The following is an 11,860-nucleotide window of genomic DNA, read 5'->3' on the forward strand; positions in this document are numbered from 1 at the left end:
ATGACTACTCCCCTGATTCGCATCGAGCATGCGAGCAAATCCTTCGGCGACTTTCATGCGGTGCGCGATGTGTCGCTGGATGTGGTCCAAGGCGATATCTTTGGCCTGATCGGCAAGAGCGGCGCCGGCAAGTCCACGCTGCTGCGGTTGATTAATCTGCTGGAACGGCCGGACCATGGTGCGATCACGGTTGATGGGCGCGAACTGACGTCGCTGTCCAAGCGCGATTTGCGCGACGCGCGCGCCAATATCGGCATGATCTTCCAGCAGTTTAATCTGCTGCAGAATGCGACCGTTTCCGATAACGTCGCCTTCCCGTTGCATATTCATGGCGGGCAAAGCAAGCAGCAGATCGCTGCGCGCGTCAGCGACTGCCTGGCGCTTGTCGGCCTGTCCGACAAGGCTGACAGCTATCCCGCGCAGCTGTCGGGCGGGCAGAAACAGCGCGTCGCCATCGCCCGCGCGCTGGCCAGCAAACCGGCGGTACTGCTGTGCGATGAGCCGACATCGGCGCTGGACGCCGAGACCACGCGCGCGCTGCTGGCGACGCTAAAGGACATCAATCACCGGCTGGACGTCACCATCGTCATCGTCAGCCATGAACTGGACGTGATCGGCACGATCTGCGACCACGTCGCCGTCATCGAAAACGGCGCCATCGCCGAACAGTTCGCGCTCGACGACGCCACCAGCCTCGCCGCCCCACGACACACCGCCCTGGGCCGCGAACTCGCCGCCGCCGTCGCCACCCGCGCGAGCGCGGCGAATGCCATCGCCGCCATCGCGCCACTGGAGACCGCCCATGTCTGAACTCCTGTCCTCGCTGGGCGCCTCGGCCAACGCCATCGTCGCCATGCTGCCTGAAATGTGGGAAGCCCTCGGCCAGACGCTGGTCATGCTCGGCATCGGCCTGTCCGCCGCGATCCTGATCGGCGGCCCGCTCGGCATCGTGCTGTTCCTGGTGGCCGACGGCCAATCGCTGCAAAACCGTCCTGCCGCGCTGGTGCTGGGCTGGCTGGTGAACACCGTCCGGTCATTCCCCTTCATCATCCTGCTGGTGGCGCTGGTGCCGTTCACGCGCGCCATCGCCGGCACCTCCATCGGCCCGCTGGCCGCCGCCGTGCCGCTGTCGTTCGCCGCCATTCCCTACTTCGCCCGCCTGGTAGAACAGAACCTGCGCGAAGTCCCGCGCGGCGTCATCGAAGCCGCCCACGCCATGGGTGCCTCGGAACTGCAAATCATCCTGCGCGTGCTGCTGGTGGAAGCCCGCTCCGGCCTGGTGCTGGCGCTGACCGTGCTGTCGATCAGCTTCCTGTCCTACTCCGCCGTGGCCGGCGTGGTGGGCGGCGGCGGCATCGGCGATCTCGCCATCCGCTACGGCTACTACCGCTTCGAAACCGACATCATGGTCGCCACCGTCGCCATCCTGATCCTCATGGTGCAGGTGATCCAGTTTGCCGGCAACCGCATCGCCAAAAAAATAGATAAACGCTAAAAGGAAGCACATGAACACTCGCCGCAACCTGCTGCTGGCCGCCGTCGCCGCCGCAATCAGCCTCTCCGCCTACGCCAAAGACCCGAAAGAAATCGTCATCGGCACCAGCTCCGGCCCGTATGCGGACCAGATCAAGTTCGGCATCAAGCCGATCCTGGAAAAACAGGGCTACAAAGTCAAGCTGGTGGAGTTCAACGACTACATCCAGCCCAACTACGCGCTGGCCGAAGGCTCGCTGGACGCCAACGTCTTCCAGCACATCGTCTACCTGACCAAGTTCTCGACCGACCATAAGCTGGCATTGTCGGAACTGATCAAGATTCCGACAGCGCCGATTGCGCTGTACAGCCAAAAACACAAGACGCTGAACGACGTCAAGGAAGGCACTACCATCGCCCTGCCGAACGACCCGACCAACCAGGCGCGCGCGCTGGTGCTGCTGGATCAACTGGGCTGGATCAAGCTGCGCGAAAAAACCGATCCGCTGAAGGCGTCGGAAAAGGACGTCGCCTCCAACATCAAGAAAATCAAGCTGCTGCCGCTGGAAGCCGCACAGCTGCCGCGTTCATTGCAGGACGCCGACTACGCCTTCGTCAACGGTAACTACGCGCTGGCATCGGGCCTGAAGCTGAAGGACGCGTTGATCACCGAAAAAATCTCGCCATCCTACGCCAACCTGGTCGCCGTGCGCACCGCCGACAAGGACAAGCAGTTCGCCAAGGACATCGCCGCAGCCTACCGCTCGCGCGAATTCCTCGCCGTGACCAACAAGTACTTCGCCGACTACGCCAAGACCGACTATCAGCTTGCGCTGGAAAAGTAATGCCGAAACTCATACGCTTCAACGCCTTTCAAATGAACACGGTGAGCCACCAGTCGCCCGGACTATGGACCCACCCGCGCGACAACAGCCACCGCTACAAAGACCCGGACCACTGGACCGAGCTGGCGCAGCTGCTGGAGCGCGGGCGCTTCGACGCCATCTTCCTGGCAGACGTGCTGGGCGTGTACGACGTGTTTGAAGGCAGCGCCGACGCGGCCATCAAACACGGCGTGCAAGTGCCGCTGAACGATCCGCTGGCGCTGGTGCCGCTGATGGCGCAGGCCACCAGACACCTCGGCTTCGGCGTGACATGCGCGCTGACGTATGAACATCCCTACACCTTCGCCCGTCGCATCTCCACGCTGGACCACCTGACGCGCGGCCGCATAGGCTGGAACATCGTCACCGGTTACCTGGACAGCGCGGCGCGCAACCTCGGGCTGAATCAGCAACTGAGCCACGACGAACGCTACGACCTCGCCGACGAATACATGGAAGTGGTCTACAAGCTGTGGGAGCAAAGCTGGGAAGACGGCGCGGTGGTCAACGACAAGCAGCGCGGCATCTATACCGATCCGGCGCGCATCCATCCGATCAACCATGAAGGCAAATACTACAAGGTGCCCGGCTTTCACCTGTGCGAACCCTCGCCGCAACGCACGCCGCTGCTGTACCAGGCCGGCACCTCGCCGCGCGGCACGGCATTCGCGGCGCAGCACGCGGAATGTACCTTCGTCAGCGGACCAAGCAAAAAAGTGGTGAAGAAGTATGCGGACGACCTGCGTGCCGCCGTGCGCGCCGCCGGCCGCGATGGCGACGACCTCAAAATCTACGCCCAGGCGTTGATCGTCACCGCGCCGACGGAAGCCGAGGCGCGCGCCAAGCATGAAGAATACAAGCGCCACATCGACATCGAAGCCGCACTGGCGCTGCTGTCCGGCTGGACCGGCGTCGACTTCAGCAAGTTCCCGCTGGACGCCACCATCGAATACATCGACTCCGACGCCGGCCGTTCGGCGCTGGCTTCCTTCAGCCAGGCCGACCCGGACCGCCGCTGGACCGTGCGCGAAGCGGCCCAGTTCATCGGCCTTGGCGGACGCGGACCGGTGCTGGTCGGCGATCCATCGCAGATCGCCAGCCAGCTCGAAGCGTGGCAGGACGACACCGGCATCGACGGTTTCAATCTCGCCTTCGCCGTGGCCCACGAAAGCATGCGCGACGTGGTGGAGCTGGTTGTGCCGGAACTCCAGCGGCGCGGCCGCTATCGCCAGGAGTACGACGCCGGCACTTTACGCGAGAAGCTGTTTCAGCGTTCCCAGCGACCGCGCGTCCATTCCCACTCGTTGTGATGCCAGGCCCAGTGGCCAGGCACCCAGTAGTGTGAAGGGCTAGGCGCGACCGTGATCTGTTCGACGATCACCGCAGGCATAGGCCGCGCCGGTCCTTGATACCAATAGCCCCGCTGCCATTGCCAGCCATGGTCGCGCCAGGCCCAATGGCCCTGGACCCAGGCATAGCCGGAAGCCGGCGACGGCGGTATCATCTCCTGGATCGGCGCCGGTGCGTAGCGCACGGTGGCTGGATGGTCGTGGACCACCACGCGTTCCTTGACGACGGTGGTGCAGCCGCTTAAAGCGATGGCAATAGCCGCCGCGATGATTATTTTATTTGTCATGTTCAGAGTCCTCGGTGTTGATGCGGCGATTGCCGCGCCAGCACCTATAACGCCTGAGTCGACGAATCCGATGTATAAGGCAGGTTTCCGGCGTAAGTAAATGTAATTTTTCGCCAGAGCGCGATCGACACCGCCACGGTCATGGCGCCGGTGATTACATCGACCACGTAATGGCCGCCGAACTTCGGCGTCGCCAGGATCATGCTGATGTTCACCAACAGCACCGGCCACGCGAGCCGGGTGCGCCAGAATGCGCAGGTGAACAGCACCGCCAGCACGGTGTGATAGGAAGGAATCGAGATCAGTCCTTGCAAAGCGGTTGGATCGACGGTGCGCAATGCGCCGGAACGCAGCGGTTCAAAGTCGCTCAGCCCCGACATATCCACCGCCAGCTGCGCAGCGTAGTATTTGCCGGCGCCGGCCGCCGGATAGAACCAGCTGCTGACATGGGTAATGATCATGCTGACGACCATGCCGCCGCAAAAGTCGGACAGCTGCTTGAATCGCCGCGTCAGCGACAGGTAGATCACCATCAGCGGGAACTGCACGATAAAGCTCTTGTAGCCGTACTTCAGCCACAGATCCGCCCATGGATGCTGCTGTATCCAGCGGCAGTAGGCCACCCAGTCGAATCCCAGTGCGATATCCCAGCGCGACAGCGTCGCATCCACCAGCGGCGCATCGGTGGTGACCAGAAAATAGCCAAGCGCCGCCGAAAAATTACTGAAGACGATGAGCGCGACGTAGGTCAGCAGCATGCTGCGCACGCGGGCGCTGCGCCAGCAGCGAGGGAATACCAGCGGCGTCAGGAACGACAGGACCACCGCAAGGAGAATCGCCGCCCGCTCGCCATCGCGCAAGGCCCAATGCGCATGGTAGCCCCAGGCCAGCATGAGGATCAGATAGATGGCGGATACCAGGGACAGCGCCCTCAGGCCACGATAGTCCGGCGCCGGCAGCATCATACGTGCGACATTCCCTCGGATGGTAAATTTACAATACCGGATTGTATGACAAATCTTCTCCGATATGCATAATCCCGCAGCGGCGTGCCGGCGCCGATGGCGAATTAGTCGTTGCGCATCTGCGCCTGCGACACATTGCTGCCCGGCGGGACGCTCTGCGTCAGCCACACATTGCCGCCGATGGTGGAACCGGCGCCGATGGTGATGCGGCCAAGGATGGTGGCGCCGGCGTAGATCACCACGTCGTCTTCCACGATCGGATGGCGCGGCACGCCTTTGATCAAGACGCCCTGCTCGTCCGCCGGAAAGCGCTTGGCGCCCAGCGTGACGTGCTGGTACAGCCGCACGCGCTGGCCGATGATGGCGGTCTCGCCGATCACCACGCCGGTGCCATGGTCGATGAAGAAGCTGGCGCCGATCTGCGCGCCGGGGTGGATATCGATCCCGGTCAGCGAATGGCCGATGTCGGAAATCAGCCGCGCCAGGAATGGCGAGCCAAGGCGATGCAGGCTGTGCGCCAGGCGGTAGTACAGAATCGCGATGGTGCCCGGATAGCACAGCATGATCTCGGCCACCGACGTCGCCGCCGGGTCGCCGGAAAACGCCGCCTGCACGTCGGACACCAGCAGGCCGCGCACCTGGGGCAGCTCCGCCGCGAACTGGCGCGTGATGTCGTGCGCCTGCCGGGTCAACGCTTCTTCGTCAGGGATCGCGTCCTCGGACGAGAACTGCAAACCGCGCCGCACCTGCTCGGCCAGGCGGCTCAAGGTGGTGGTCAGGGTATCGCCGACGAAGAAGTCGATGCTCTCGTCGGTCAGGTTGGGACGGCCGTAATGGGTGGGGAACAGCGCCGCCTGCAGGCCGTTGACGATAATGGTCAGCGCCTCGCGCGACGGCAGTTCGCGCACGCGGCCATGGTGGCGGATGTTGTGGGTGGCCTCGCGCGATACACGCAGCTGCTCGATCACGCTGGCCAGGTTCCAGTGTGAAGGCTTGACGGACGTGCCGTCGAAAGTATCTATAGTCATATTGTCTCGAATTCGAAAAGCACGGGCGCAGTCGCCCACCGTGCAGCATAACCACCCGATCCGCGCAGGCGAACGAATGATTTCAGCCTTTCTTATGCGGCATGCGCATATCGCGTAAAATGCCGGGTCCAACGAACAATACGCTATTCATGAATATTTTGCTGACGCTGCTGCTGGCCGGCCTGACGATGGTCGGTCCGCTCGCCATCGATACCTATCTGCCGTCCTTCCCCGCCATTACCGTGGCCTTTGGCGCCAGCCCGCTGCTGGTGCAGCAGACGCTATCGATGTTCCTGTTCTGCTTCGCGTTCATGATGCTGTTCTACGGCACGCTGTCCGATTCGTTCGGCCGCCGCCCGGTGATTCTGGTCTCGCTGGTGCTGTATATCGTGGCGTCGGTGGTGGCAGCGATGGCGCCGTCGATCGGCGTGCTGCTGGCCTGCCGCGTGGTGCAGGGCCTGGCCGCCGGCGCCGGTTCGGTGGTGGGCCGCGCGATCGTGCTGGATCGCTTCGATGGCGTCCAGGCGCAGAAGATCCTGTCGCACATCATGATGGTGTTCGGCCTGGCGCCTGCGATTGCGCCGGTGCTGGGCGGCTGGCTGCAGGTAAGCTTCGGCTGGCGCTCGATCTTCTGGTTCCTCAGTGCCTTCGGCGTGATCATGCTGGTGGCCGTCCTGCGCGCGCTGCCGGAAAGCCTGGCGGTGAAGGACCGCCATCCTTTCCATCTCGGCGCGATCGCCAAGAACTACTGGAAGGTGCTGTGTCACCACCACTTCCTGCTGCTGGCGGTAGCGGTCGGCATGTGCTTTGCGGGCGTGGCGCTGTACATCGGCTCCGCCGCCTACTTCGTGATGAATATCCTGCACCTGCCGGAAACCGCGTTTGCGTGGATGTTCGTGCCGCTGATCAGCGGCATGGTGGTGGGTTCGGCGCTGTCGGGCAAATTCGCGCACCGCTACCCGCGCAAGTCGCAGGTATGGATGGGCTTTGCGATCATGATCATCGCCGGCGTGATCAACGTCGGCTACAACCTGTTCTTCGTGGCGGCGGTGCCGTGGGCGGTGATGCCGCTGTTTATCTATTCCTTCGGCCTGGCGCTGGCCATGACGCCGCTGTCGATGATCGCGCTGGAGTACTTCCCGAATAACAGCGGGCTGGCGTCGTCGATGCAGTCGTTTATCCAGATGCTGCTGTTTGCGCTGGTGTCCGGCCTGGTGGCGCCGCTGCTGTTCGACAGCGCGCTGAATCTGGCCTGGGGCGTGCTCGCCAGCCTGGTGCTGAGCGTGATCGCCTGGCTGCTGGCGCAGACCGGCACGCCGGTCACGCACGACTGATCAGGGCCAGGGCGCGGGATTCAGGTCGATATACTGCGCCCCGCCCTGCTCCGGCTCACGCTCGGCAGGTGAGCCGCCGGGCGCCTGGGCGGGATTGCGCAGGCCCAGTATCTCCTTGCGGGCTTCGACAAAGTCCGCGCTCGACAGCGGATTGTCCTTGTCGGGCCAGTTTTCCACCGCCCACGCCTGCAATTGCTCGAAACGCTGCCACAATTCGCTGATAAAGCGGCGACGTTCATCTTCGTTATCCATACGACCTCCTTGCCTATTCCTAGCTGTTGCGCCAGTATGCCCCAAGCGCGGCGAGGGGTCGGTACGCAAGATAACTCACTAGCATGTAAAATGACGCATTAATCTGCCTTAAGCCAGAACCACGAATGCGTCTCACCTCTTTTACCGACTATTCACTGCGTACGCTGCTCTACCTGGCGGCCAATCGGGATCGCCTGGTCACCATCCAGGACATCGCCGATCTGCATGTGATTTCAAAAAACCACCTGATGAAGGTGGTTTATCAACTCGGCCTGTCCGGCCTGGTGGAGACGGTACGCGGCCGCAATGGCGGGCTGCGTCTGGGGAAGGAACCGAAGGACATCAACATCGGCGAGCTGGTACGCTCTACCGAGACCGATTTCTTCATGGCCGAATGCTTCGACCGCGCCACCGACACCTGTCCGCTGACGCCTGACTGCAAGCTGAAACACACGCTGAACGACGCCACCCGGGCCTTCCTCAACGTCCTCGATCAGCAGACGCTGGCCGACATGCTGCCGGGCGATCCAGTGCATTCGCAGAGCAAGCCGGTGCGCATCATCCGCAACTCAGTCAAATCGCACTAGGCGGCATCCTGCCGCAGCTGCGGCAGCGACGCCATTAAATCCGAGAAGCGCTGGCCCTGGATCATCACGTGTTCACGCAGTAGATGGGCGGCGCGGTCGCCGTCGCCGTCCAGGATGGCCTGCACCACGCCGTCATGCTCGTTGTAGGAATTGGCCAGCCGGTTGCGCACGCGCAGTTGCAGGCGGCGGTAGGGACGCAGGCGGCGGTATAGCGCGCGCGTCTGCTCGATCAGGAATTGATTGTGGCTGCCGGCGTAAATCGCCTCGTGGAAGATTTCGTTCTTATAGTAATACTCGTCCGGCTCCTGCGCATCAAGCGCCGCCTGGCAGGCCTGGTGCGCGACCAATAGCGACTTCTGCTCGTCCGGCGTCATGCGGCGCGCGGCCAGGCGGCCGCAGACCGCCTCCAATTCCGACATCACCTCGAACATCTCCACCAGCTGCTGCGGCCCCAACTCGGCAACGATGGCGCCGCGGCGCGGCCGTATCACCACCAATCCCATGGACGACAGCTGAATCAAGGTCTCGCGGATCGGCGTGCGCGACACGCCAAAGCGCGTCGCCAGCTCGGTTTCATCGAGATGCTGGCCGGGTTTGAGCTCGCCGACAGCAATCATTTCTTCGATTTGCTCGCGGAGAGTAGCGGAATGAGTTGTCATGCCTCCCATTATATCGCTTGACAACGTATGCGCAACCGCTATTCTTGTATACATAAAAAAGCACATTGCATATCGAATGCGATAACGATAATATTTCTTTACATCAACCCTTGGAGGACGTATGACCGCTATCACCCGCAGGTCCGTACTAGCAGCTTTGGCAGCCAGCCCTTTGTTGTTGCAACCAGCCTGGGCGCAAACCGCGCTCAAGCTGTCCCACCAGTTCCCCGGCGGCACCGTCACCGAAGGCGATTTCCGTGACCGCCTGTCCCGCATGTTCGCCGCCGAAGTAGAAAAGCGCTCCAAGGGCGCGCTGAAGTTCTCGATCTATCCCGGCTCTTCGCTGATGAAGACCAACGCCCAGTTTTCCGCCATGCGCAAGGGCGCGCTGGACCTGTCGCTGGTGCCGCTGTCGTACGCCGGCGGCGAAGTCCCGGAAGTGAACATCGGCCTGATGCCAGGCCTGGTCACCTCCTACGAACAGGCCTACGGCTGGAAGAACGCCGAAGTGGGCAAGGAACTGTCGCGCATCCTGTACGACAAGGGCATCGTGATGGTCAGCTGGATCTGGCAAGGCGGCGGCATGGCCTCGCGCGGCAAGCCGGTGGTCGATCCGGACGACGCCAAGGGCATGAAGATCCGCGGCGGTTCGCGCGAGATGGACATGATGCTGAAGGCCGCCGGCGCCGCCGTGGTCACCCTGCCGTCGAATGAAATCTACGCCGCCATGCAGACCGGCGCGATGGAAGGCGCACTGACCTCCTCCACGTCGCTGATCTCGTTCCGTCTTGAGGAAGTGTCGAAGGCGCTGACCACCGCGCGCGGCGGCTCCTACTGGTTCATGCTGGAACCGCTGATGATGTCGCGCACCGTGTTCGACAAGCTGCCGAAGGACCAGCAGCAGCTGATCCTGACCGTGGGCGCCGAACTGGAAGCCTTCGCGCTCAAATCGTCGAAGGAGGATGACCAGCAAGTGGCCGTGGTCTACCAGAAAGCCAACGCCAAGGTGGTCGACATGACGCCGGCCTCGCTGCAAAAATGGCAGGCCATCGCCCGCGCCACCGCCTGGAAGGACTTCAGCGAGAAGAACGCCAGCTGCGCCAACCTGCTGAAACTGGCGGAGAAAACGCTGTGAGCCACGGCGTAGACATCGCGCCGTCGCGCGGTCCTGCGCCGCCGGACAACGCCGTCATCGCGGCGCTGACGGCGGCGCTGGACAAGCTGAATCGCCTGCTGATGACGCTGTCCATGATTGCACTGGTGCTGACCGCGCTGGTGCTGACCTACTCGGTGGTGTCGCGCTACTTCTTCAGCGCGCCCACCGACTGGCAGGACGAGGCCTCGGTCTTCATGCTGGTCGGCGTCACCTTTTTCACCACCGCCTATGTGCAGTTCCATCGCGGCCATATCGGCATCGAAGCGGTGGCGGGCCTGCTGCCGCGCCGCGTGAATGCGGTGCGGCTGTTCGTGGTGGACCTGGCGTCGACGCTGTTCTGCGCCTTCTTCACCTGGAAATCGTGGATGCTGTTCCACGAAGCCTGGGTGGATGGACAGACCACCTCCTCCACCTTCGCGCCGCCGCTGTGGATTCCGTACTCGATGATGGCCGCCGGCATGACGCTGCTCACGCTGCAACTGCTGCTGCAAACGCTGGCCCGCATGACCAACAAACCTGACTCGGAGCGCGCAGCATGAGTGACCTGACCCTGGGCGCGCTGTACGGCGCCGTTACGCTGGTGGTGATGTTCTCCGGGATGCCGATCGCATTCGCGCTGGGCATCGTGGCCACCGGCTTTATGTACTTCTTCATGCCGCCGTCCTCGCTGGACACGGTCACGCAGAACGTCTACGAAGAGATGGCGTCGATCACGCTGCTGTCGATTCCCCTGTTTATCCTGAAGGGCGCGGCCATCGGCAAATCGCCGGCGGGACGCGACTTGTACTCCGCCATCCACACATGGATGCACAAAATCCCCGGTGGCCTCGGCATCGCCAACGTGTTTGCCTGCGCGCTGTTCGCGGCCATGGCAGGCTCCTCGCCCGCCACCTGCTCGGCCATCGGTTCGGCCGGCATTCCGGAAATGCGCAAGCGCGGCTACTCGCCGGGCTTCGCGGCCGGCATCATCGCGGCCGGCGGCACGCTGGGCATTTTGCTGCCGCCGTCGATTACCATGATCCTGTACGCGGTGGCCGCCGAGCAGTCGCTGGGCCGCCTGTTCCTGGCAGGGATCGGCCCCGGCATCCTGCTGGTGCTGCTGTTTGCCGGCTACGCCGTCTACCGCGCCCGCAAGGAATACCGCATGGCGCTGGAGATCTACGAAAAAGGCGGGCAGAAGTCGGCCTACCTGGAAGACGAGCATTTCACCTTGAAGCAAAAAGTGGAAATGCTGCCGCGCGTGCTGCCATTCATTGTGCTGCTGATCGGCGTGATGGTGGCGCTGTACGGCGGCTTCGCCACCCCGTCCGAAACCGCGGGCCTGGGCGCGCTGCTGGCGTTGGCGCTGCTGGCAGTGATCTACGGCGTGTGGAAGCCGAAAGACCTGTCGCCCATCCTCGGTTCGTCGATCAAGGAATCGACCATGCTGCTGCTGATCATCGGCATGTCGCTGCTGTATTCCTACGTGATGAGCTACCTGCACATCAGCCAGTCGGCCGCCGCGTGGGTGGTCAGCCTGCACCTGTCGAAATGGGTGCTGCTGGCGGTGATCCTGTTCATGGTGATCGTGTTCGGCTTCTTCCTGCCGCCCGTATCGATCATCCTGATGACGGCGCCGATCATCCTGCCGCCGCTGCGCGAAGCAGGTTTCGATCTGATCTGGTTCGGCATCGTCATGACGGTGGTGATGGAGATGGGCCTGATCCATCCGCCGGTGGGACTGAATATATTCGTCATCAAGAACATCGCGCCGGACATTCCTTTGAAGGATGTGATCTGGGGCGTGTTCCCCTTCCTGTTGCTGATGGTGCTGGCTGTGCTGCTGCTGTGCGTCTTCCCATCGATCGCAACCGGCCTGCCTGACATGATTATGGGAGCAAAATAAA

Annotated in this window: 14 protein-coding genes; 9 read left to right on the top strand and 5 right to left on the bottom strand. The window is 62.7% G+C overall.

The features are described from left to right. The 4 genes from GJ698_RS17825 to GJ698_RS17840 are packed head-to-tail and all read left to right on the top strand — an operon-like array spanning position 1 to position 3,667. Positions 1-810 carry a methionine ABC transporter ATP-binding protein gene (locus GJ698_RS17825; RefSeq protein WP_154359202.1) on the top strand — a complete coding sequence of 270 codons (810 nt, stop codon included), beginning with the start codon at positions 1-3 and terminating at the stop codon, positions 808-810. After that, positions 803-1,495 (top strand): methionine ABC transporter permease, encoded by a 693-nt coding sequence (locus tag GJ698_RS17830; protein WP_154359203.1) that lies wholly within the window; start codon positions 803-805, stop codon positions 1,493-1,495. Before GJ698_RS17825 ends, GJ698_RS17830 begins: the two co-directional genes overlap by 8 nt. A 10-nt stretch (positions 1,496-1,505) precedes the next feature. Then, positions 1,506-2,318, top strand: a complete 813-nt coding sequence (locus GJ698_RS17835) for a MetQ/NlpA family ABC transporter substrate-binding protein (protein WP_154359204.1) — start codon at positions 1,506-1,508, stop codon at positions 2,316-2,318. Beyond that, entirely contained in the window at positions 2,318-3,667 is a 1,350-nt protein-coding gene (locus tag GJ698_RS17840; RefSeq protein WP_154359205.1) for an LLM class flavin-dependent oxidoreductase, read from the top strand. The genes GJ698_RS17835 and GJ698_RS17840 overlap by 1 nt, the downstream gene beginning before the upstream one ends. Here GJ698_RS17840 and GJ698_RS17845 read toward each other — a convergent pair. The 3 genes from GJ698_RS17845 to epsC form a co-directional block, all read right to left on the bottom strand. Beyond that, positions 3,625-3,993, bottom strand: a complete 369-nt coding sequence (locus GJ698_RS17845) for a YXWGXW repeat-containing protein (RefSeq protein ID WP_154359293.1) — start codon at positions 3,991-3,993, stop codon at positions 3,625-3,627. The two genes, GJ698_RS17840 and GJ698_RS17845, sit on opposite strands and share 43 nt — an antisense overlap. A 44-nt stretch (positions 3,994-4,037) precedes the next feature. Next, complete coding sequence (locus GJ698_RS17850) at positions 4,038-4,958, bottom strand: phosphatase PAP2 family protein (protein WP_154359206.1); 921 nt, start codon at positions 4,956-4,958, stop codon at positions 4,038-4,040. A 104-nt stretch (positions 4,959-5,062) separates the two neighbouring features. After that, positions 5,063-5,986, bottom strand: a complete 924-nt coding sequence (epsC, locus tag GJ698_RS17855) for a serine O-acetyltransferase EpsC (protein ID WP_154359207.1) — start codon at positions 5,984-5,986, stop codon at positions 5,063-5,065. A gap of 149 nt (positions 5,987-6,135) precedes the next feature. Between epsC and GJ698_RS17860 the strand changes: the two genes are divergently transcribed. Beyond that, entirely contained in the window at positions 6,136-7,320 is a 1,185-nt protein-coding gene (locus GJ698_RS17860; RefSeq protein ID WP_154359208.1) for a multidrug effflux MFS transporter, read from the top strand. On the opposite strand, the gene GJ698_RS17865 is transcribed toward GJ698_RS17860, so the two are convergent. Further along, positions 7,321-7,572, bottom strand: coding sequence for a hypothetical protein (locus tag GJ698_RS17865; RefSeq protein WP_154359209.1), 252 nt, complete (start codon positions 7,570-7,572; stop codon positions 7,321-7,323). Between the two features lie 125 nt (positions 7,573-7,697). Here GJ698_RS17865 and GJ698_RS17870 point away from each other — a divergent pair, with 125 nt between their 5' ends. Next, the gene (locus tag GJ698_RS17870) at positions 7,698-8,159 is read left to right on the top strand and encodes an RrF2 family transcriptional regulator (RefSeq protein WP_154359210.1); all 462 of its coding nucleotides are present in this window, start codon (positions 7,698-7,700) and stop codon (positions 8,157-8,159) included. Here the strand turns inward: GJ698_RS17870 and GJ698_RS17875 are convergent. After that, positions 8,156-8,818, bottom strand: a complete 663-nt coding sequence (locus GJ698_RS17875) for a GntR family transcriptional regulator (protein WP_154359211.1) — start codon at positions 8,816-8,818, stop codon at positions 8,156-8,158. The genes GJ698_RS17870 and GJ698_RS17875 overlap by 4 nt on opposite strands. Before the next feature lie 121 nt (positions 8,819-8,939). Between GJ698_RS17875 and dctP the strand changes: the two genes are divergently transcribed. The 3 genes from dctP to GJ698_RS17890 are packed head-to-tail and all read left to right on the top strand — an operon-like array spanning position 8,940 to position 11,859. Next, positions 8,940-9,953 (top strand): TRAP transporter substrate-binding protein DctP, encoded by a 1,014-nt coding sequence (gene dctP, locus GJ698_RS17880; protein WP_154359212.1) that lies wholly within the window; start codon positions 8,940-8,942, stop codon positions 9,951-9,953. After that, positions 9,950-10,513: a TRAP transporter small permease gene (locus GJ698_RS17885; protein ID WP_371865369.1), complete on the top strand. Its 564-nt coding sequence runs from the start codon at positions 9,950-9,952 to the stop codon at positions 10,511-10,513. The genes dctP and GJ698_RS17885 overlap by 4 nt, the downstream gene beginning before the upstream one ends. Then, positions 10,510-11,859, top strand: a complete 1,350-nt coding sequence (locus tag GJ698_RS17890) for a TRAP transporter large permease (protein ID WP_154359214.1) — start codon at positions 10,510-10,512, stop codon at positions 11,857-11,859. The genes GJ698_RS17885 and GJ698_RS17890 overlap by 4 nt, the downstream gene beginning before the upstream one ends. The last annotated feature ends 1 nt before the right edge of the window (position 11,860 follow it).

This window comes from Duganella aquatilis (genome assembly GCF_009674565.1).
Taxonomy (GTDB): domain Bacteria; phylum Pseudomonadota; class Gammaproteobacteria; order Burkholderiales; family Burkholderiaceae_D; genus Rugamonas; species Rugamonas aquatilis.

Bases quoted from the DNA above. Each gene is read 5' to 3' on its own strand.
- GJ698_RS17840 (WP_154359205.1), top strand. From the start codon at position 2,318: ATGCCGAAACTCATACGCTTCAACGCCTTTCAAATGAACACGGTGAGC.
- GJ698_RS17825 (WP_154359202.1), top strand. From the start codon at position 1: ATGACTACTCCCCTGATTCGCATCGAGCATGCGAGCAAATCCTTCGGC.
- GJ698_RS17850 (WP_154359206.1), bottom strand. From the start codon at position 4,958: ATGATGCTGCCGGCGCCGGACTATCGTGGCCTGAGGGCGCTGTCCCTG.
- GJ698_RS17830 (WP_154359203.1), top strand. From the start codon at position 803: ATGTCTGAACTCCTGTCCTCGCTGGGCGCCTCGGCCAACGCCATCGTC.
- GJ698_RS17845 (WP_154359293.1), bottom strand. From the start codon at position 3,993: ATGACAAATAAAATAATCATCGCGGCGGCTATTGCCATCGCTTTAAGC.
- GJ698_RS17865 (WP_154359209.1), bottom strand. From the start codon at position 7,572: ATGGATAACGAAGATGAACGTCGCCGCTTTATCAGCGAATTGTGGCAG.
- GJ698_RS17875 (WP_154359211.1), bottom strand. From the start codon at position 8,818: ATGACAACTCATTCCGCTACTCTCCGCGAGCAAATCGAAGAAATGATT.
- epsC (WP_154359207.1), bottom strand. From the start codon at position 5,986: ATGACTATAGATACTTTCGACGGCACGTCCGTCAAGCCTTCACACTGG.
- GJ698_RS17890 (WP_154359214.1), top strand. From the start codon at position 10,510: ATGAGTGACCTGACCCTGGGCGCGCTGTACGGCGCCGTTACGCTGGTG.
- GJ698_RS17860 (WP_154359208.1), top strand. From the start codon at position 6,136: ATGAATATTTTGCTGACGCTGCTGCTGGCCGGCCTGACGATGGTCGGT.
- GJ698_RS17870 (WP_154359210.1), top strand. From the start codon at position 7,698: ATGCGTCTCACCTCTTTTACCGACTATTCACTGCGTACGCTGCTCTAC.
- dctP (WP_154359212.1), top strand. From the start codon at position 8,940: ATGACCGCTATCACCCGCAGGTCCGTACTAGCAGCTTTGGCAGCCAGC.
- GJ698_RS17835 (WP_154359204.1), top strand. From the start codon at position 1,506: ATGAACACTCGCCGCAACCTGCTGCTGGCCGCCGTCGCCGCCGCAATC.